We start from the raw sequence: 19,766 nt of genomic DNA, 5'->3' as shown, positions 1-19,766 counted from the left end.
CTCGCCTCAAGACTGTTGCCATGCAATACGCCGCCTATGTCTTCGACGCCTATGGCACGCTGTTCGACGTGCATGCCGCCGTGCGCCGCCATGCCGACCAGATCGGGCCGGAGGGCCAGTTGCTGTCCGAAATCTGGCGCGCCAAGCAGCTCGAATATTCCTGGGTGCGCACGCTGATGGGCGCCTATGCGGATTTCTGGCAGTTGACCGAACAGGCGCTGGACTTCGCCCTGCGCAAGGTCCCCTCGGCCGATCCCGGTCTCAAAACAAAATTGCTGGAAGCCTATTGGGGGCTGGATTGCTACCCGGAAGTGCCGACCGTGCTGAAGGGGCTCAAGGCTTCGGGAGCCAGGCTGGCAATCCTCTCCAACGGCTCGCCAGAAATGCTGCAAGCAGCGGTCAAGTCCGCCGCGCTCGACCAGGTCCTGGACGACATCTACTCAGTCGACGCGGTGCGACGCTTCAAAACCGATCCGGCAGTCTACGACATGGTCGCCACCGGGTGGCGCCTCTATCCCGGCGCGGTTTCCTTCCAGTCCTCCAATCGCTGGGATATTGCAGGCGCCACCAAGTTCGGCTTCCGAACGGTATGGATCAACCGCTCCAACCAGCCCGAGGAATACCGGGATTTTCCGCCGGCCCTGATCCTGCCGACGCTCGAAGCGCTGGTGCCCGGCGGCTAGGCAACACCCTGTGACCCCAGCGCCACAGTGGCGGCGCAGTCACAGCTTCGCCTTTGTTTGTCCACGTTCGGGCCAGAATCGGAACCGCCTATCGCGCCGGGTGTTGTCAGACACCTGCAACGGCGATCGGCGTATTGACGCTTTGTTGCGATTTGAGTCTTAAAGAAGGCAATCATGTCCATAACCGAAATCGAATCCTTTCGCCTGAGCCGTCGCGGCTTCCTCAACGCCGCAGCATTGGGCGCCGCATCGATCGCGGTTTCCGCATGCGCCACCACCGGGCCGGGGCCGGTCGAGCCGCCGCCGCCGACCTATGTCGAGCCGCCGCTTGCCGATTACGCGTCGATGTACGCGGCCGTCAGCGATGGTGGCTTCGATCTGCCGGCCATCCCCGTCGACAGGATCGATCCGCAGTTCCTGCGCCAGATCGTCCCCGATCCGACCGGGCAGAAGCCGGGAACCATCGTCGTCGATACGACAGGTCATTTCCTCTATCTGGTTCGTCCCGGCGGCCAGGCGATCCGCTATGGCGTCGGTCTCGGCCGCGCCGGCTTCGAATGGTCGGGCGACGCCGTCGTCCAGTGGAAGCAGAAATGGCCGAAATGGACGCCGCCGGATGAAATGGTGGCCCGGCAGCCGGAACTGAAGCAGTACAGCGCCGACAATGGCGGCATGCCCGGCGGGCTGAAGAACCCGCTCGGCGCGCGTGCGCTCTATCTCTTCCAGGGCAATGTGGACACGCTCTACCGCCTGCACGGCTCCCCGGAATGGCGCTCGATTGGCAAATCGGTGTCGTCGGGCTGCGTGCGCCTGATGAACCAGGACATCATCGACCTCTACGACCGCGTACCGTCGAAAACCCCCGTCATCGTCACCAGCGACGCCAGCCAGCCGATGGCCGCGGCAGCGACGGCGAACCATAAGGCCATCCCGATCGATGCCGGCGTGCCAGACGGATCGGTCCTGCTCGGCCCGGTCAAGGCGGTGACCAACGCCATCTTCTGAGCTGGATTGAAGGAGCGGCGGCCGGCCGTCGCTCCTGCCTTGCATGCCGGTCCCGAAAGCCTGACCGATTTCCGGGGCGAGATCCGTCAGAGGCCAAGTGCAGCGCTGAAAGCCGCGAGCTCGTCGTCGGCGATCGCGACCACATGCTGCGGCTCGGGATAGGCCCCGGTCTGGATGTCGGCGATGAACTCGCGATAGGCGGCGATGCGTTCACGCTGCAGCCGCCCATATTCGGCAGAGAAGTTGCGGTAGGTCTTGGCGTGGCGCGGTCTGTGCCCGGCCGTGTGACCGAGCACGTCCTCGCTGAACAAATATTGCGCGTCGGCATGCGGCCCCGCGCCCATGCCAAGCATGATCATCGGTGTATTCTTGGTGATCAGTTCGGCGACCCGATCGGGCACAACTTCCAGCTCGGCGCCGAAGCAGCCGATGCTTTCAAGGCGCTTGACGTGATCCCACACCATACGCGCGCTCTCGGCCGTTCGACCGACGGCCTTGAAGCCGCCGGTCCAGGTGCATTGCGAGGGGATCAGGCCGACATGGGCAATGACCGGCACGGCGTTGTCGCAGAGCGTCTTCTGGATATCGAGCGAGGCGGCGCAGTACAAGCAATCGCCGCCGATGCGCATGAAGTTGTAGGCGGTTTTCAGATAGTCCTCTGCTGTGACCAGATTGCCGGCAGGGCCGTAGGGAAGCCCGACCTGCACGAGGCACCGGCCGGCCGCCTCGCGCATCTCGGGCGAGAAGAATCGACCCTCGATCGACAGCATGTTGACGCCGGCCGCGTCCGCCGCTGCCGCCTCTTCGAGCGAAGTGACGTACAGCATGGAGATCTTCTGTCCGCGGCTTTTCATGGAGCGGATGTCGGCGACGGTAAAGCGGCTGTTCTTGGTGACCATTTTTCGTTCCTCAGAGGGTAAAAGCTTCGCGGAAGGCCAGCAGCGCCGCCTCGGGATCGCCGGAGGCGAACGCCTCCATGCCAACCGGCCCGCGATAGCCCATATCCTTCAGCGCACGGGCAATGCCCCGGTAATTGATCTCGCCGCTGCCGGGCTCCGTGCGTCCGGGAACGTCGGCCACCTGGACCTCGCCGATCCATGGCAGGCAGGCGCGGCATAGTTCGATCAAATTCCCTTCGCCGATCTGCGCATGGTAGAGATCGAGGTTGAGGCGCAGGCCCGGTCGGTTGACGCTCGAGACCAGCGCTAGTGTGTCTTCCGCGCGTCCAAACGGCACGCCGGGATGGTCGACCGGCAGGTTCAGATTCTCCAGTGTGAAGGTCACTCCCTCGGCCTCGGCAAGGTCGGCAATGCGGTTCAGTGTCTCGCGGGCCTTGAGCCACATCGAGCCGGTGACGGTCTCGCACGGCGTGACCGGCAGGCCGCCCTCGCCCAGTCCGGTGCCATGAAGATTGAGCCGCGCGACGCCGAGGCGCTTGCCGACGGCCGCCGTTTCCTTCGCGGTCTGCAACAATTCGGCGGCACCCTCGTCATCGGCCAGCCGGCCCCTGAGGTAACCGTTCATGATCGAGAAGGTCGCTCCGGATCTTTCCAGCATCGCAAGGTCATGATCCGGCCAGTTCCACAGACCGACCTCAAAACCCATTTCGGCGAGGCGTTTGACGCGCCATTCCATCGGCTTGTCGCGCCAAAGCATTTCGACGCAAGCCGCAAGCGTAAACGTATCGGACATGTCAGACCTCAATGTACACGCGGCCGTCCTCGACCTTCGTGGTGTAGGTCTTCAGGTTCACGCAGACCGGCGCACGCAGCGCTTCGCCGGTCCGGTAATCGAACACGCCGCTGTGTTTCGGGCATTCGATCTTGTACTCCATAACCAACCCGTCACAGAGATGAACCTTCTCATGGGTGCACAGCCCGTCGGTGCAGAAGAATGAACCGTCGGGGCCGCGGTAGATGGCGAATGTCGGGCCCTCGTAGTCGAAGCGGATGACGTCCTCGTCGTCGATATCATCGGTCGCGCACGCGTTGATCCATCTTGCCATTGTCACTCTGCCGTCTGTCTTTGGTTGGTTGAAAAAGGCGGTCGGCGGAATTTCCGGCGGCCGTACGGGAAGATGCCCGGAGGAGGAGATGGGCCTCTTCACTGGTCACGCATGGATCGCGCCCTCCGGCGCATGCCCGTCATCGGCCGCGGAAAAGCTCTCGATCTCGGCTTCAAGCTCGGCCATCTGCTCGCCGCCGGCCATCAGGTCGGTGATCGCCTCACGGCTTTTCTCACCCTTGCGGAAGTCCGCGGCCTTGGCGCCCCGGATGAGCACGGCGAAGTGGTCGCCGACGGTCAACGCGTGGACGACATTGTGGGTGATGAAGATCACCGCGATGCCCTTGCGGCGCGCCTGCAGCACGATGCGCAGCACATGCGCCGCCTCTTTGACGCCAAGCGCGGCAGTCGGCTCGTCGAGGATCAGCACGCTGGCGCCGAAATGCACGGCGCGCGCGATCGCCAGCGCCTGGCGTTCGCCACCCGACAGCCCGCCGACGAGGCGGTCGCCATCGTCGATGCGGGTGATCCCGAGCTGCCGCATCTCGGTGACAGCGATCTCGTTGGCCCGCTTGCGATCGTAGATGGTCAGCGGCCCCCAACGCCGCGTCGGCTCGGCGCCGACGAAGAAGGAGCGGCCGATGCTCATCAGCGGGAACGTCCCGCCGAACTGGTGAACGGTGGCGATGCCATGGTCGCTGGCGTCGCGGGGGCTGTCGAAGGCGACTGATCTGCCGTCCATTTCCATTTTGCCCGACGTCGGCTTGTGGACACCGGAGAGGATCTTGATCAGCGTCGACTTGCCGGCGCCATTGTCGCCGAGCAGGCACAGCACCTCGCCTCGGTTGACCTCGAGCGAGATGTCGTGGAGCACGTCGATCGGGCCGAACGACTTGTTGATTGCGGTCAGCCTGAGCATGGGCGTGTTCATCAGCGTGCCCTCGGTTTGGTGCGCGGCGCGTAGGTCAGCGCCATGGTGCGGAACGTGTTGTTCATCAGCACGGCCGCCAACAGCAGGACGCCGATGATCAGGCTTGCCCAGTTGGCATCGAAGCCGGTGTAGAAAATGCCCTGGTTGACGATGGCGAAGGTCAGCGTGCCCAAAACGATGCCGACCACCGAACCATAGCCGCCTGTGAGCAGCACGCCGCCGATGACCACCGCGATGATCGAGTTGAAGATGAAGGACTGCCCGGCGGCCACCTGGGCACTGTTGTAGAGGATCGCCTGCGACATGCCGACGAAGGAGGCGCACAGGCCGCTGCTCATGAACAGCGCGATGGTCACCCGGTTGGTCGGAATGCCGGCATTGCGGGCGCTGACGGCGTCACCGCCCATGGCCAGGATCCAGTTGCCGAAGCGCGAGAAATTCAGGATGAAGCCGACGATCAGGATAGCGGCGATCCACCAGAACAGCGTCACCTCGAACTTGCCGCCGAGATAGTCACCGAACAGGAGCTTGGCGGTCCGTCCGCTCTTCAGCGCGACGCTGGTGCTGCCCGACAGGATGACCGAGAGGCCGAGCGTCAGGCCGGCGAGTGCGAACAGCGTAGCGAGCGTAACGACGAAGGACGGCACCTTGGTGCGGATCACCAGCACGCCGTTGATGAAGCCGACGGCGAGCCCAAGGCCAAGCGCGGCGACGATGCCGACGATGATCGGCAGGCCGTAATGGCCCGACAGGATGGCAATGGTCATCGAACTGGCGGGGACCATCGAGCCGACCGAGAGATCGAGATGCCCAGCGATCATCAAGAGTCCGATGGGAAGCGCGATGATGCCGAGTTCCGAGGCGACGTTGAGCCAGCTGGCGGCACCGCCGGCCGACATGAAATTGGCGCCGCCGAAGATCGAGAAGAACACCAGAACGGCGATCATGCCGATCAGCGAGCCGACCTCGGGCCGGCGCACGAGGCTGCCGATCGAGGGCATCGAAGAGGGCGGGGCGGGCGGCGCGGTGGCTGCCGCAGCGAGTTGGTGATGGGCTTGGGAGGTCATCGAAATGTCCCTGGCTTGAACGATCGGAGCCTGGCGCGGCCAGTCGTCGGCGGCGCGTGGCAGATGATGTCCGGCCCGCGCGGATGGGCCGGACACTCTGTCTGTAGAAGCTAACGAGCGCCGGCCGCCGCACCTGCCATCGTCGCGTCGACATTGGCGGCGTCGACGATCCCCGGTCCGGTCAGTACCGGCTTGGTCGGCAGGTCGAGCCCGTAGTTGACGAAGCCATTCAGCAACGACACCGCGAGATAGCCCTGCAGATAGGGCTGCTGGTCGACCGCGAACATCTGCGTGCCGGCCTTGATACGCTGCAGCCCGGTCTCGTCCATGTCGAAGGAAGCGAGCTTGACCTTGTCGCCGGCATTGGCCTGGCTGATGGCGTTGGCGGCACTGTTGGCGTCGCCTGCACTAATGGTGATGACGCCGTCGACGGTGTTGTCCTTCAGCACGGCGGCCTTGATCGCCTCGGCGACGGCTGTCGGGTTGCCGAAGCTGGACGAAGGCAGCGGCAATTGGCTGGATTTGCCGCCGCTCTTGGCAATGGCGTCGGCTATGCCCTTGCAGCGGTCCTCGGTGTTGGTAGCACCCGGCAAGGTGTTGACGCACAGCACGTTCTTGGCGCCATGGCTGCCGTAATAGGCGCCGCCACCCAGGCCGGCCGCGTATTCTTCATTGCCGACATAATTCATGGCGCCGAGCCGCTTGGCTGCATCCATGCCACCGGAATTGTAGATGATGAGCGGCACGCCGGCCGCAACGACCTCCTTGAAGGCGTCGTCCATGGCCTCCGGCACCCAGTCGGGGCCGACAATGGCGCTCGGCTTCTGACTGAGCGCGGTACGGATCAGCTTGGCCGCGTCCGGGCCGAGATTGTCGTAGTTCTGCGGACCGAGCCAGGTCACCGAGCCGCCGGTCAGTTCGGCGACCTTGCCGGCATCGTCGGCGCCCTTCTTGACCTTCGACCAGAACGGGTCGTCCGCCTTGCCGCCGATGACGAAGATCTTCGCGCCGTCAGCCATTGCCGACGTGGCGAATATCGCCGCCACGCCCGTAAGCATGATCGCCGTTAGCAGTTTCGTGATCGTTTTCATTTCATTCCTCCCGGTTGCCGTCGTCAGATGGGTTTAGAAAATTGAATTCATCCGCAGGCGCGCACCTCTCCCGATTGCGCGCCGTGTCATGTGATCAATGGTTCGCCGCGGCCTTGGCGTTCATGCGTTCCCTCCTTTTCTGGAAGCGGGCGTCCATCATGGCTTCGCCCTCTCGGGTGCCGTCGTGCCAGGTGCCGAACCACCGATCGAGCGGGATCAGCCCGTCGCCGCCATAGTTCACCTCGAAATATTTGTGGTGCAGGTAGTGCGTGTAGGCGTGGCTGTTGACGGCCGTGTCCTCGGTCACTTCCAGCTTGTCAAAGCCGAGATGGCCATTGACGGCGCCGAAGCCTGCGACATGCAGTTGGAACAGCGCGACGATCGGATTGGACGGGATGATGAGGTGCCAGAAGGCAACCGCGTGGTAGAGAAACCCTTCCACCGGATGCATCGACAGCGACGACCAGGGCGAGGGATTGATCGAATTGTGGTGGACCGAATGTATCCAGCGATAGAGCGGCCCCCAATGGATCAGGCGGTGGATGAAGAAGAAATGCACCTCGTGGATGGCCGGCGCGACCAGCACCAGGGCCGCGAGATAGACCGGATGATCCGACCAGCCGACCCACGGCACGTAGCCATTGGCAAAGCACCAGAGGAAAACGACTTCGACGACCGTCCACAACGGGATGGTGATGAAGAACGAGCGCAGGAAATTGTCGAGGTTCTGGCTCTGGAACCAGAACACGTCGGACGGCGCATCGCCGGGGAATTTGTGGTTGTATTTGAACCGCGTCGCCTGGATGCGCCTGATGTAATAGCGCAGCTCGAAGATGCCGTAGAAGACGAGGATCGCCGCCGCGTTGACGGCATAGAGCCACAGCGCCCAGCCCCAGCTGATCATCTTCATCGTCTCGACGCCAGGCACGATATAGAACCAGTAGATCAGCGCCGTGGCCATGTGGAAGGCGTTCCACGGCCAGATGTAGCCGGGCAGCCATGCCAGGATCTTCGGCAGCCTGGGCGGCCAGTTCCATAGCGGCGCGCCCTCGATGCGCCCGTTCGGCTTCCAGTCGCCGCGCTTGTCGCGCACGCCGTATTTGAGATCGTCCATGCAATTCCTCCACCCGCAATGCCGCACCCGCTGTGCCTTGGGATCGGCCGCACGCGCACGCTGCCTCACACCGCCTTTGAGCGGTGGGCGAAAACCCGTCTGCGCTATGCTGCTGCTGTCCCTGGGCTGGCGGTGCGTCCGCCTTGCTTACTTTTGACGAGATAAACATCTTGATCCAAAATGAATCAAGAATAGAATGTTTGTTCCAAATGGATTGTGTCATTCATATCAATTTGGCGCGATGAATGATATTTTCGTATCAATTGCTACAAGCGGATGAGACGAAATGGATCAGAGCAAGCGGCCGACGATCAGGGATGTCGCCGCCGAGGCGAATGTTTCGGTGGCCACCGTCAACCGGGTGCTGAGCGGTGCTGGCGCTGTCCGCCAAGGCACGCGAGAGCGCGTCAGGCTGGCGGCCGAGCAGATCGGCTTCTACGGCATGGGCGCGTTGCGCAGCCGCATAGCGGCGGCCCGGCCGCATTACCGGTTCGGTTTCCTGCTGCACCAGCCCGGCCGCGCCTTCTACCGAAACATCGCCGAGGCGCTGCGCGCGGTGGCGCCGACCATGCCCGACTGCGAGATAGAGCTGCGCATCGAGTTTCTCGACGATTTGTCGCCGCAGAATGTCGGAGCGCGCCTGCTGACGCTCGGTGCCGAATGCGATGTCGTCGGCGTTGTCACCGCCGTCCATCCGCTGGTCACCCAGGCGGTCGACGCGTTGCAGGCCCGCAACGTGCCGGTCTTTGCGCTGATCTCGCAGATCTCGGCGGCGGGTCAGGTTCATTACATCGGGCTGGACGGCTGGAAGGTCGGCCGCACGGCGGCCTGGGTGTTCGAGCATGTCTGCAAGGCGCCCGGCAAGCTCGGCATCCTCGTCGGCAATCACCGGTACCGCTGCCAGGAGATGAATGAGAGCGGCTTCCGCTCCTATTTCCGCGAGCACGCCCCTGATTTCACACTGCTGGAGCCGCTGCTGACCTTCGAATCCAGCGCCATCGCGCAGGAGATGACTGAAAAGCTGCTGAACGACAACCCGGATCTGTCCGGCCTTTATGTCGCCGGCGGCGGTATCACCGGCACCATTGCGGCGCTGCGCTCCACCGGCAGAGCCGGAAGCCTCGTCGTCGTTGGCTATGAATTGATGGAGTCGACCCGCCCGGCGCTACTCGACGGCACGCTGACCTTCATCATCTCGCACCCGCTTGCCCGCATGGCGCAAGAGACCTTGGCCGGCATGGTCCGCGCGGTGGCGGCACGGAACGAAGGCGGCAATTTTACAAGCATTCTGCCCTTCGAGATCTACACCCGCGAGAACATCTAGTGAGCTGCGGCCCTGGCTTGGCTTAACGCCCCCGCGACAGGCTTCCCAAAATTCCGCGCACGATCGCCCGGCCGACCGACGAGCCGACAGAACGAACGACCGACTTGATCGCCGCTTCCGCCACCGTCTGGCGGTTGGAGGGGCGCGGCGCCGGCGCGCGGCGGCCGCCCGACTGCGGTGCGGGATCGTCATTGCCGAAGCCAGGAATGGTCCAGCGCGAGCCACCGGTGCCTGCCTGTTGCGCCTGCTGGTCGGCGTCCTGAGCGTCCTTGGCTTTCTTCTGCAGCATCTCGAAGGCCGATTCGCGGTCGATGACCTCGTCGTACTGGCCGGCGACCGGGCTTTCCGCGATCAGCTTTTGCCGCTCGGCGGGAGTTATGGGTCCAAGCCGCGAGGACGGCGGACGGATCAGCGTGCGCTGCACCATGGACGGAACGCCCTTGGCTTCCAGCGTCGAGACCAGCGCCTCGCCGGTGGCAAGCTGGGTGATGGTGGTGGCGCAATCGAAATCGGGATTGGGGCGGAACGTTTCGGCAGCCGTCCGAACCGCCTGCTGCTCACGGGGCGTATAGGCGCGCAGCGCGTGCTGGACGCGATTGCCGAGCTGGGCCAGGACCTTCTCGGGAATATCCAAGGGGTTCTGCGTGACGAAATAGACACCGACGCCTTTCGAGCGGATCAGGCGGACCACCTGTTCGACGCGGTCGATCAGCACTTTCGGCGCCTCGTCGAAGAGCAGATGTGCCTCATCGAAGAAGAACACCAGCTTCGGTTTGTCAGGATCGCCGACTTCCGGCAGTTCCTCGAACAGCTCCGACATCAGCCAGAGCAGGAAGGTCGCGTAGAGGCGCGGATTCATCATCAGCTTGTCGGCGGCGAGCACGCTGACGGCGCCCCGACCGTCACGCGTGGTGCGCATGATGTCGGAGATGCGCAATGCCGGCTCGCCGAAGAAGTTGGCCGCGCCCTGCTGTTCCAGCACCAGCAGCGTGCGCTGGATGGCACCCACCGATGGCTTGGTGACATTGCCGTAGCGCGCGCTGATCTCTTCGGCGCGCTCGGCGATGTTGGCAAGCAGCGCCTGCAGGTCCTTGAGGTCGAGAAGCAGCAGGCCCTCTTCGTCGGCAATGCGGAAGGCAATGTTCATGATGCCTTCCTGCGCGTCCGTCAGGTTCATCAGCCGTGACAGCAGCAGCGGTCCCATCTCCGAGATGGTCGCCCGGATGGGATGGCCCTGCTCGCCGAACAGGTCCCAGAAGATGACGGGGAATTCCTGGAAGTCGTAGGGATCGAGCTTGACCTGCGCGGCCCGCTTGACCAGGAAATCCTGCGCCGTGCCCATCATGGCGATGCCGGACAGGTCGCCCTTGATGTCGGCGCAGAACACCGGCACGCCGGCATTCGAAAAACCTTCGGCCAGGATCTGCAGGCTGACGGTCTTGCCGGTGCCGGTGGCGCCGGTCACCAGGCCATGGCGATTCCCGTATTGCAACAGAAGCTGCTCGGCACGCTGATAGCTGTCGTCGGGCTTGCGGCTGGCGCCGATGAAAATACTGGTGTCGTCAGCCATAACCAGGGTCTCCGCAATATTGATGTGTCAAAAGCCAGCCTTTGCCCGAAGGTATAGTGAGGCTGTTGCGCAGCGACAATGATAATTGTCCAACCGGGGCCTATCGTCCAAATCGGGTCAGTCGCCGAAATCGGATTTTGGAACTTGCGGATTTTGCTGGTGTTTGGCAATCGTTCATGGTTCGTCCAACCAAGCGACCTATATCTGGTGGAACGCATTCGAACCCTGGTCGTGCATTGCGATAACCGACCGGGGACCGTAGACTGAGCCGCCGGGCTGGTGCGGCCACATGAACGAGGAAGATGGATGGGCGCCGGAGCCTTGACCAAGGATGCTGAACCTGTGAACGCGGAGCGCCAGCGTTGGCTGGCCTTGGCGGAAAAGGCGCTGGCCGGCGCGTCCTTCGAGGAAAAGCTGGTTTCGCACACCGACGACAACATCCGCATCGAGCCGCTCTACGACCGTGCGACCGCTGCCGAACCGATCGTGCGCACGAATCCCCGCTCGCCGTGGATCGTCAGCCAGCGCGTCGACGATCCTGATGTCGATCGCGCCAAGGCTCAGGTCCTGGATGATATAGCGCAGGGCGCGACGGGACTGTCGCTCGTCTTCGAAGGCGCTCCCAACGCGTTCGGCTACGGCCTGCCCAGAACCGCGCAAGCGCTGGAGACAGTGCTGGATGGCGTCCCTCTCAATCGGGTCCAGATCCGCATCGACACCCACCCGTGGAGCCGGCCCATGGCCGACTGGCTGGTGGCGTTCCTGAGCAAACGCCGCTCCGATCCGGCAAAGCTCAACCTGTCGTTCGGCATCGATCCAGCCGCGATCCTTGCCGGCACCGGCAGGTTGCGCATGTCGATCGAGGCGCTGCAGGAATCGATGCCGCAATCGCTGGCGCATTTCTTCTCGATGGGCGTTCCCGGCGTGCTGCTGGAAGCCGACGGGCGCGTCTTCCACAATGCCGGCGCCACGGAGGCGCAGGAGCTCGGCATCATGCTGGCTTCGGCGGTCTCGTATCTCAGGATGTTCGAGAAAGCGCGGCAGCCGCTCGTCTATGCCGCACCCCATATCGGCTTCGCGCTCAGCGTCGATCAGGACCAGTTCCTGTCGATGGCCAAGGTGCGGGCGCTGCGCCGGCTGTGGGCACGCGTGCAGGAGGCCTGCTCGATCCCCTATTCCACGGCCAACATCCATGCCGAGACATCATTTCGGATGATGACGGCATTGGACCCGGAGACCAACATCCTGCGCACGACGATCGGCTGCTTCGCCGCCGCGGCGGGGGGAGCAGATTCGATCTCAATCCTGCCGCATACGATCGCGCACGGCCTGCCGGCGCCTTTTGCCCGCCGCGTCGCGCGCAACGCGCAGCTGATCATGGCCAATGAAAGCCATGTCGATCATGTCGCCGATCCCGCCTATGGTTCGGGCGCGGTCGAGGCGCTGACGGCGGACCTTTGCGAAGCCGCGTGGGCGGAGCTGCAGATGATCGAGGCCGAGGGAGGCATATTGTCCAGCCTGCGGGACGGACATATCCAGGCACGCGTTCGCGCCGCCGCCGCCCGTCGCGACGCCGCCTTCAAGACCGGCGAGCGGGCGATCATCGGCACCACGCTCTATCCACAGAGGAGCGAGCGTCCGGTCGAGACGCTGGACGCCGTGCCGCGGCCCGCTTTCGCCGAAGGCGTCGTCCTGTGCGAACCGCTGTTTGCGGCCCGCATCGATCAATCCGTCGGGGCCGTCTCTTGATCCCGGATTTCAGTCAGATCGGCTGGGTGCCGCCGCGCCGCGCACCGGTCGAGATCAAGGGCCAGCGGACGACACCGGAAGGTCTTGTCGTCAGGCATCTCTACAATCAGGGCGACCTCAAGGGCCTGCCGCATCTCGATACCTATCCGGGCCTGCCGCCCTTCGTGCGCGGCCCCTACCCGACCATGTATGTCCAGCAGCCCTGGACGATCCGGCAATATGCCGGTTTCTCCACGGCCGAGGAATCCAACGCCTTTTACCGGCGCAATCTCGCCGCCGGCCAGAAAGGCCTATCGGTCGCCTTCGATCTCGCCACGCATCGCGGCTATGACAGCGACCATCCGCGCGTCGCCGGCGATGTCGGCATGGCGGGCGTCGCCATCGATTCCATCCTCGACATGCGGCAATTGTTCGACGGCATTCCGCTCGGCGACATGACGGTGTCGATGACGATGAACGGCGCCGTGCTGCCGATCATGGCGCTCTATATCGTCGCGGCGGAAGAACAGGGCGTGGCGCAGAAGGATCTGGCCGGAACCATTCAGAACGACATTCTGAAGGAGTTCATGGTCCGCAACACCTACATCTACCCGCCCAAACCCTCGATGCGGATCGTTTCGGACATATTCTCCTACACGTCGAAGAACATGCCGAAGTTCAATTCGATATCGATCTCCGGCTATCACATGCAGGAAGCCGGCGCGACCGCCGACCTGGAGCTCGCCTACACGATTGCCGACGGTATCGAATATGCCCGCGCCGGTGTCGCGGCAGGACTCGACATCGACCGCTTCGCGCCGCGCCTGTCCTTCTTCTGGGCGATCGGCATGAACTTCTTCATGGAAGTGGCCAAGCTCAGGGCCGCGCGCCTGCTGTGGGCGACGCTGATGAAGAAGAATTTCGCGCCGAAGGACGAGCGCTCGCTGTCGCTGCGCACCCATTGCCAGACGTCCGGCTGGTCGCTGACGGCACAGGATCCCTACAACAACATCATCCGCACCATGATCGAGGCGATGGCCGCGACTCAAGGGCACACCCAGTCGCTGCACACCAACTCCTTCGACGAGGCGATGGCGCTGCCCACCGACCATTCGGCACGCATTGCCCGCAACACGCAGCTCATCCTGCAGAAGGAATCCGGCACCACGCGCATCATCGATCCGTGGGGCGGGTCGGCGTACCTCGAACGGCTCACGCATGACCTGGCGACGCGGGCGCTGACCCATATCGAGGAAGTCGAGGCTCTCGGTGGCATGGCGGCGGCGACCGAACAGGGCATTCCAAAGCTGCGCATCGAGGAAGCGGCGGCACGCACGCAGGCGCGCATCGATTCCGGCGAGCAGATGCTGGTCGGGGTCAATGCGCACCGTCCGGAGAACGACATCGAGGTCGACGTGCTGAAAATAGACAATTCCGAGGTCAGGGCCCGGCAATTGTCGAAGCTGCAGCGGCTGAAAGGCACGCGCGAGGTCGCCGCGGTCGAAAGCGCGCTCGATGCGCTGACCCGCGCCGCGCAAGGCAACGAGAACCTCCTGGAATTCGCCATCCGCGCCGCGCGCGCCAATGCGACAGTCGGCGAGATTTCGTTCGCGCTCGAACGAGCCTTTGGCCGCCACATCGCCACGGTGCAGACCATTTCCGGCGTCTACCGCAAGGCGCTTGGCGACAGTCCCGTTGTCGACGGGCTGCAGGACAAGCTCGGCGCCTTCGAGAAGAAAAACGGCGGCAAACCGCGCATCCTCGTTGCCAAGATGGGACAGGACGGCCACGACCGCGGGCAGAAGGTGATTGCCACCGCCTTCGCCGATCTCGGCTTCGACGTTACTGTCGGCGCGATGTTCCAGACACCGGAAGAGATCGCGAAACTGGCGGTCCAGCACGACGTCCATATCATCGGCGCCTCGTCGCTGGCGGCTGGGCACCTGACGCTGATCCCCGAATTGCGCGACGCGCTGAAAAAACTCGGCCGGGGCGATATGCTGATCGTGGCTGGGGGCGTCATCCCGCCTCAGGACTATGAGGCGGTGCTGCAAGCCGGCGCGGCGGAAATCTTTCCGCCAGGTACTGTAATTCCGGAAGCGGCGGACCGGTTGATGGACCGACTGCTGGCGGTTGGGTGACCGTTATAATGGCCGTTACCACGGCCATTGCTACACCCAAGACGTTGCGTTATAATTAGCGTTGCAACAGGGATGCAGCGCCATGAACACTACCATTCGCAAGATCGGCAATTCCGAAGGCGTGATCCTGCCTAAGGATCTGCTTGACCGCCTGAACATGAAGGCGGGTGATCAACTTCAGATCGTCGAGACGGACAAGGGCATTACCCTCGAGCCGGTGGACGACAGTTTCGAGCGGCAGATGGAAGCTGCCCGCAAGGTCATGGACAAATACAAGGTCGCACTTCAGAAGCTCGCCGAATGAGATGGGAGTTCCTGACCCGGCGCGCGGTTGAAGCAATGCATGCCGAGCAGTTGCGCAGACATGGCGGAGCGCAAGGGTTAAGAGATGAAAACGCTCTCGAATCTGCGCTCGCTCGTGCCGAGAACAAGGCCAATTATGGAGATCCTAAGGTCGAGGATCTTGCAGCCGCCTATGCGTTTGGCATTGCCAGGAACCATGCCTTTGTCGACGGCAACAAGCGGACTGCCATCGTGGCCGCCGGCGCGTTTCTGATCGTGAACGGCTATGTCCTGACAGCCGACAACGGCACGCTCTATGAGTTCGTCATGGCCGTCGCTTCAGGCGAGATCGATGAAGCGGGTGCCGCCGCGTTCTTCCGCGACCATGTCGTTGAGGACTAACTGTCCGAGAGCTTGACGATTTCCCATTCCTTGCCATTGACGGCAGCCACGTCGCCGACCTTCTTGCCGAACAGGGCCACCGCCATCGGCGAAACATGCGAAATACTGCCTTTGGTGGGATCGGCCTCGTCCTCGCCGACTATCTTCCAGTGCACCTTCTTGCCGTCATCGCCTTCCAGCGTGACGCCCATGCCGAAGCGGACAACGTCGCTGCCGGGCTCCGGTACGGAAAGCTCGGCGTTTTCGCGCCGCGCCGTCCAGTAGCGCAGATCGCGAGACACCACCGCGATGCGCTCGCGGTCGGCTTTCCTCTCCGCTTTCGCCAGAACGTCGCGCAAATCGGTCAGATTGTCCTCGATCTGCGCCAGGCCGCGCTCCGTCACCAGATTGCGGTGCGTGCTGATCGGCCGCTCGCCGACGCCGGCAATGGCGTTTTCGCTGTCTTCTTCGCGGGTAAAAGCTCTGCTCATCCCCTGAACCTAGGCCTTGAGCGGCTGGTCGACAAGCCATGGTCGCGCAGAACAGGTGCAAACGTCTGGCACGATTCCTGCGACGCCGGGGGCGACACTGGGATTCTGTGCCGATGTTGAACAGACGAACACTACTGACCGGAACCGCCGGCTTTGCCGTCATTGGCCTCGCGCTCGGCAGAGCGGCTGCCGCCAGCCTGACCGGGATCGAAAAAGCCTCGATGCGCGGCTCGATCAACGCCACCGAACTTGGCGTGCAGCCTGGCACCTTCGACGACCAGAGCAAGGCCTTCGCCAAGCTGCTGCGCGACGCGAACGACCGTAACATACCGGTGTTCCTGCCGGCGGGCACCTATGTGGTGTCCAACCTTTCCTTGCCCAGCCGCTTGCGTCTTTCCGGCGTCCCGGGCGCCACGCGGATCGTCTATGGCGGCGACGGCCACCTGTTCATGGCCGAACAGGCCGACCACATCGAACTCAGCGGGCTGGTCTTCGACGGCGCGAACCGTTCGATGGGCGACTATGCGCAAGGGCTGCTCGATCTGCGCCGGGTTGGCCATCTGGTCGTCGACAATTGCCAGATAACCGGCAGCGGCAAGAATGGACTGGCGCTGGAACACGCGGCGGGCCGCATCGAACGCTCCGACATATCCGGCGCGGCGGACGCAGGCATCTATTCGGTCGAGGCGGCTGGACTGGCGATCACGGGCAACACCGTCTCCGACTGTGCCAATGGCGGCATCCTCGTGCATCGCTGGCAGGCGGCCGAAGACGGCACCATGGTGACCGGCAACCGTGTCGAACGCATCGGCGCGCGCAGCGGCGGGACCGGCCAGAACGGCAATGGCATCAACGCCTTCCGCGCTGGTAACGTCATCATCTCGGGCAATGTCGTCTCGGATTGCGCCTTCTCGGCGATCCGCGCCAACAGTTCCAGCAATCTGCAGATTTCGGGCAACACCTGCTCGCGCTCGGGCGAGACCGCGGTCTATTCCGAATTCGCGTTCGAGGGCGCCGTGATCGGCAACAACATCGTCGACGGCGCGGCCAACGGCATTTCGATCGTCAACTTCAACGAAGGTGGCCGCATGGGTGTCTGCTCCGGCAACATCGTGCGCAATCTGTCGACCAGCGGTCCCTACACCGCCGATCCGCCCGGCTTCGGCGTCGGCATCGCCGTCGAGGCCGACACCATCGCTTCCAACAACGTCGTCGAGAACGCGCCGCTCTACGGCATGTCGATCGGCTGGGGGCCTTATCTGCGCAATGTCGTCGCCACGGGCAACATCATCCGCAAGGCTGGCACCGGCATCGTCGTCAGCGTGGTCGAGGGTGCCGGCACGGCCGTCATCTCGGACAATGTCATCGACGGCGCGCTGAATGGCGCCGTCATCGGCCAGCGCTGGGCCGAGCCAGCGACGGCAGACCTCACCCAGTCGAGCAGCAGCGGCTTTGCGCATCTGACCGTCGAGCGCAACCGCGTCAGCTGATTGCCGACTTCAGTTCAAGGCTGGGGTCGGCCTCAGCGACCCGACCTTGGCGCGGATCCGACTTTCGATCGGCGCGTTCGCCAATTTATGCAGCTTTGCCGCCAGGGCCTCGTCCGCATGCAGCAGCCGGGCAAGCACGGCGGCTGCCATGGCCTCGCCGGCGCGGCCGGCGCCATCATCGCATTTGATCGCGATGCCGAGGCCGAGTTCAGGTATCGCGCTGCAGTGGACACCTTCGGCCCCGCCTTTCGCAAAGATCCGGCCGGGCGCTGCTTCCATCAAAGCGACATCGGCACGGCCAGTGCCGGCGACGAAGAAGGGCTCGGCCATGCAGGCCGCAAACAAACGCTTCGCCGCCTTGGCACGTTCGGGACCAAAACCATTCGCCGTGGCCATGCGGGCGAAGCCAAGTGCGAAACTCCTGAGCGGCACGGCATAGGTCGGGATCGAGCAACCATCGGTCGCCCGCTCATCCGCGCCATGGACAGCACCGGTAACCGATTGCATGGCGTCGCGCACCATCTCCTGCAAGGCGTGCCCGGCCTTGACGTAGCCGTGGTGCGCGATGCCCGTGTGGACACAGGTGCAGAGGAAGCCGGAATGCTTGCCAGAGCAATTATTGTGCAGCGCATTTGGCGAGCCGCCGGCACGCGCGAGGGCGATCTCGGCGTCGTGGTTCGAGGGCCAATGCGTGCCGCACTCCAGCGCCGAACCGTCCAATCCCGCCTTGGCCAGCATGGACCGCGCCAGTTCGACATGTGCCGGCTCACCGGAATGCGACGCGCAGGCCAGCGCCAGTTCGCGGTTGCCGAAGCCATAGGCATCGGCGGCACCCGTTTCGACGAGAGGCAAAGCCTGGATCGCCTTGACCGCCGAGCGTGGAAAAACAGGCCTCGAAGTGTCACCGATCTCCCAGACCGGCTTGCCATCGGCATCGAAGACCGCGACGGCACCGCGATGGGCGCTCTCCACGATCGCGCCGCGCAGAACTTCGATCAAAACGGGATTTGCCATGTCACCTCCAGCGCATGACCTCGAAAATCGGAACCGATTTTCGAAATGGATCATGCGCAAAATTAAAGTGTTACAGCGTCCTCTGCGCGCCCCAAAAGGCGCGCGGCGCTGTAATGCTGGGCGGTTTATCTGATCCGGTCGAGAATGGAAACGTAGTTGGCGACGGCCGCGCCGCCCATGTTGAAGATGCCGCCGAGTTTTGCGCCCGGCACCTGGATGCCGCCGGCTTCGCCGACAAGCTGCATGGCCGTCAAGACATGCATGGAGACGCCGGTGGCGCCGATCGGATGGCCCTTGGCCTTTAGCCCACCGGAGGGATTGACCGGCAGGCGGCCGTCCTTGGCCGTCGTGCCGTCCAACGCCAATTTGGCGCCCTCGCCCGGCTTGGCCAGACCCATCGCCTCATATTCGATCAGCTCGGCGATGGTGAAGCAGTCATGCGTTTCGACAAAGGAGAGATCGTCGAGCGTGACGCCGGCGTTCTTCAGCGCCCGGGTCCAGGCCTGCTCGCAGCCTTCGAAGGCCAGGATGTCGCGCTTCGACATCGGCAGGAAATCCTGCACATGCTCGTTGGCGCGGAAGGCAACCGCACGGCGCATCTTCAACGCCGTCCCGGTATCGGCAAGGATAAGGGCCGCTGCACCATCCGAGACCAGCGAGCAGTCCGTGCGCTTGAGCGGCCCGGCAACGAACGGGTTCTTCTCGCTCTCCTGGCGGCAGAATTCGTAGCCGAAATCCTTGCGCATCTGCGCATAGGGATTGTCGACGCCGTTCTTGTGGTTCTTGGCGGCGATCATGGCCAGCGCATCCGACTGATCGCCATAACGCTGGAAATAGGCCTGTGCGATCTTGCCGAAGACACCGGCAAAGCCGGCCGGCGTCTCGCCGTCCTCAGGCAGATAGGACGCTTTCAGCAGGTTCTTGCCGATCTCCGGCCCGGGCGTCGTCGTCATCTGCTCGGCGCCGACCACCAGCACGATGCGGGCCGCGTTGGCGTCGATCGCGCGGATGCCTTGCCGAACCGCCGCCGATCCCGTGGCGCAGGCGTTCTCAACGCGCGTCGCCGGCTTGAAACGCAGCCGGTCGTCGGCCTGCAGCACCAGGCTGGCGGTAAAATCCTGCGCCGAAAAGCCGGCGTTGAAATGGCCAAGAACGATCTCATCGACCTCGTCCGGACCGATGCCGGCATGGTCAAGCGCGTCCGTCGCGACCTTGACGATCAGGTTTTCGAGCGTCTCGCCTTCGAGCTTGCCGAAGCGCGAATGCGCCCAGCCGACGATGCATGCGGTCATGGCGGTCTCCATCCTTGGCACCAGCCTTCCATGAGGCTCTGGGCGCACTTCGGCGTTATTGTTCAAATATAAACATTCTTGCCCGAGCCGTGAAGGGCCGGAACAAGACAATCGTTTGGTACAGGTCGGGCTATGTCGATTTTTTGTTGATTGACCCG

19 protein-coding genes are annotated in these 19,766 nt (G+C 63.6%); 8 read left to right on the top strand and 11 right to left on the bottom strand.

Going from position 1 to position 19,766, the window contains the following annotated elements:
* Positions 1-20: 20 nt before the first annotated feature.
* Together A3AU_RS0114870 and A3AU_RS0114865 are read left to right on the top strand one after the other, a co-directional pair.
* Positions 21-683, top strand: coding sequence for a haloacid dehalogenase type II (locus tag A3AU_RS0114870; protein ID WP_027053551.1), 663 nt, complete (start codon positions 21-23; stop codon positions 681-683).
* Between the two features lie 174 nt (positions 684-857).
* Positions 858-1,688 carry a L,D-transpeptidase gene (locus tag A3AU_RS0114865; RefSeq protein WP_027053550.1) on the top strand — a complete coding sequence of 277 codons (831 nt, stop codon included), beginning with the start codon at positions 858-860 and terminating at the stop codon, positions 1,686-1,688.
* A gap of 86 nt (positions 1,689-1,774) precedes the next feature.
* Here the strand turns inward: A3AU_RS0114865 and A3AU_RS0114860 are convergent, their stop codons facing one another.
* From A3AU_RS0114860 to A3AU_RS0114830, 7 genes are all read right to left on the bottom strand, one after another.
* On the bottom strand, positions 1,775-2,587 hold the full coding sequence (locus A3AU_RS0114860) for a 3-methyl-2-oxobutanoate hydroxymethyltransferase (protein WP_027053549.1): 813 nt from the start codon (positions 2,585-2,587) through the stop codon (positions 1,775-1,777).
* Between the two features lie 10 nt (positions 2,588-2,597).
* Positions 2,598-3,380 carry a hydroxypyruvate isomerase family protein gene (locus A3AU_RS0114855; protein ID WP_027053548.1) on the bottom strand — a complete coding sequence of 261 codons (783 nt, stop codon included), beginning with the start codon at positions 3,378-3,380 and terminating at the stop codon, positions 2,598-2,600.
* Position 3,381: 1 nt separating this feature from the next.
* A complete protein-coding gene (locus tag A3AU_RS0114850; protein ID WP_027053547.1) occupies positions 3,382-3,693 on the bottom strand; it encodes a MocE family 2Fe-2S type ferredoxin in 312 nt (103 codons plus the stop codon).
* 105 nt (positions 3,694-3,798) lie between these two features.
* Positions 3,799-4,623: an ATP-binding cassette domain-containing protein gene (locus A3AU_RS0114845; protein ID WP_027053546.1), complete on the bottom strand. Its 825-nt coding sequence runs from the start codon at positions 4,621-4,623 to the stop codon at positions 3,799-3,801.
* Positions 4,623-5,624 carry an ABC transporter permease gene (locus A3AU_RS0114840; RefSeq protein WP_032917408.1) on the bottom strand — a complete coding sequence of 334 codons (1,002 nt, stop codon included), beginning with the start codon at positions 5,622-5,624 and terminating at the stop codon, positions 4,623-4,625. The genes A3AU_RS0114845 and A3AU_RS0114840 overlap by 1 nt, the downstream gene beginning before the upstream one ends.
* Before the next feature lie 176 nt (positions 5,625-5,800).
* Positions 5,801-6,781, bottom strand: a complete 981-nt coding sequence (locus tag A3AU_RS0114835; protein ID WP_027053544.1) for a sugar ABC transporter substrate-binding protein — start codon at positions 6,779-6,781, stop codon at positions 5,801-5,803.
* A 94-nt stretch (positions 6,782-6,875) separates the two neighbouring features.
* Positions 6,876-7,895 (bottom strand): sterol desaturase family protein, encoded by a 1,020-nt coding sequence (locus A3AU_RS0114830; RefSeq protein ID WP_027053543.1) that lies wholly within the window; start codon positions 7,893-7,895, stop codon positions 6,876-6,878.
* A 286-nt stretch (positions 7,896-8,181) separates the two neighbouring features.
* Between A3AU_RS0114830 and A3AU_RS0114825 the strand changes: the two genes are divergently transcribed.
* The gene (locus tag A3AU_RS0114825; protein WP_027053542.1) at positions 8,182-9,219 is read left to right on the top strand and encodes a LacI family DNA-binding transcriptional regulator; all 1,038 of its coding nucleotides are present in this window, start codon (positions 8,182-8,184) and stop codon (positions 9,217-9,219) included.
* 22 nt (positions 9,220-9,241) lie between these two features.
* Here the strand turns inward: A3AU_RS0114825 and A3AU_RS0114820 are convergent, their stop codons facing one another.
* The gene (locus tag A3AU_RS0114820) at positions 9,242-10,789 is read right to left on the bottom strand and encodes a helicase HerA-like C-terminal domain-containing protein (RefSeq protein WP_027053541.1); all 1,548 of its coding nucleotides are present in this window, start codon (positions 10,787-10,789) and stop codon (positions 9,242-9,244) included.
* A 306-nt stretch (positions 10,790-11,095) separates the two neighbouring features.
* Here A3AU_RS0114820 and A3AU_RS0114815 point away from each other — a divergent pair, with 306 nt between their 5' ends.
* The 4 genes from A3AU_RS0114815 to A3AU_RS0114800 all read left to right on the top strand — a co-directional run bounded on the left by A3AU_RS0114815 (position 11,096) and on the right by A3AU_RS0114800 (position 15,342).
* A complete protein-coding gene (locus A3AU_RS0114815) occupies positions 11,096-12,538 on the top strand; it encodes a methylmalonyl-CoA mutase subunit beta (protein ID WP_027053540.1) in 1,443 nt (480 codons plus the stop codon).
* Positions 12,535-14,658, top strand: coding sequence for a methylmalonyl-CoA mutase (gene scpA / locus A3AU_RS0114810; protein ID WP_027053539.1), 2,124 nt, complete (start codon positions 12,535-12,537; stop codon positions 14,656-14,658). Before A3AU_RS0114815 ends, scpA begins: the two co-directional genes overlap by 4 nt.
* A gap of 82 nt (positions 14,659-14,740) precedes the next feature.
* Positions 14,741-14,962 carry an AbrB/MazE/SpoVT family DNA-binding domain-containing protein gene (locus A3AU_RS0114805; protein WP_027053538.1) on the top strand — a complete coding sequence of 74 codons (222 nt, stop codon included), beginning with the start codon at positions 14,741-14,743 and terminating at the stop codon, positions 14,960-14,962.
* Entirely contained in the window at positions 14,959-15,342 is a 384-nt protein-coding gene (locus tag A3AU_RS0114800; RefSeq protein ID WP_027053537.1) for a type II toxin-antitoxin system death-on-curing family toxin, read from the top strand. Before A3AU_RS0114805 ends, A3AU_RS0114800 begins: the two co-directional genes overlap by 4 nt.
* On the opposite strand, the gene greA is transcribed toward A3AU_RS0114800, so the two are convergent.
* Positions 15,339-15,812 (bottom strand): transcription elongation factor GreA, encoded by a 474-nt coding sequence (gene greA, locus A3AU_RS0114795; RefSeq protein ID WP_027053536.1) that lies wholly within the window; start codon positions 15,810-15,812, stop codon positions 15,339-15,341. The two genes, A3AU_RS0114800 and greA, sit on opposite strands and share 4 nt — an antisense overlap.
* Before the next feature lie 113 nt (positions 15,813-15,925).
* Between greA and A3AU_RS0114790 the strand changes: the two genes are divergently transcribed.
* On the top strand, positions 15,926-17,302 hold the full coding sequence (locus A3AU_RS0114790; RefSeq protein ID WP_027053535.1) for a TIGR03808 family TAT-translocated repetitive protein: 1,377 nt from the start codon (positions 15,926-15,928) through the stop codon (positions 17,300-17,302).
* Between the two features lie 9 nt (positions 17,303-17,311).
* Here A3AU_RS0114790 and A3AU_RS0114785 read toward each other — a convergent pair whose 3' ends face one another.
* Together A3AU_RS0114785 and A3AU_RS0114780 are read right to left on the bottom strand one after the other, a co-directional pair.
* On the bottom strand, positions 17,312-18,316 hold the full coding sequence (locus A3AU_RS0114785) for an asparaginase (RefSeq protein ID WP_027053534.1): 1,005 nt from the start codon (positions 18,314-18,316) through the stop codon (positions 17,312-17,314).
* 125 nt (positions 18,317-18,441) lie between these two features.
* Positions 18,442-19,608, bottom strand: coding sequence for an acetyl-CoA acetyltransferase (locus A3AU_RS0114780; protein ID WP_027053533.1), 1,167 nt, complete (start codon positions 19,606-19,608; stop codon positions 18,442-18,444).
* Between the last annotated feature and the right edge of the window lie 158 nt (positions 19,609-19,766).

It is taken from the genome of Mesorhizobium erdmanii USDA 3471 (genome assembly GCF_000472705.1).
GTDB classification, from domain to species: domain Bacteria; phylum Pseudomonadota; class Alphaproteobacteria; order Rhizobiales; family Rhizobiaceae; genus Mesorhizobium; species Mesorhizobium erdmanii.
Note: the sequence above shows the minus strand (reverse complement) of the source record. Positions and strands in the feature narration are given on the sequence as shown.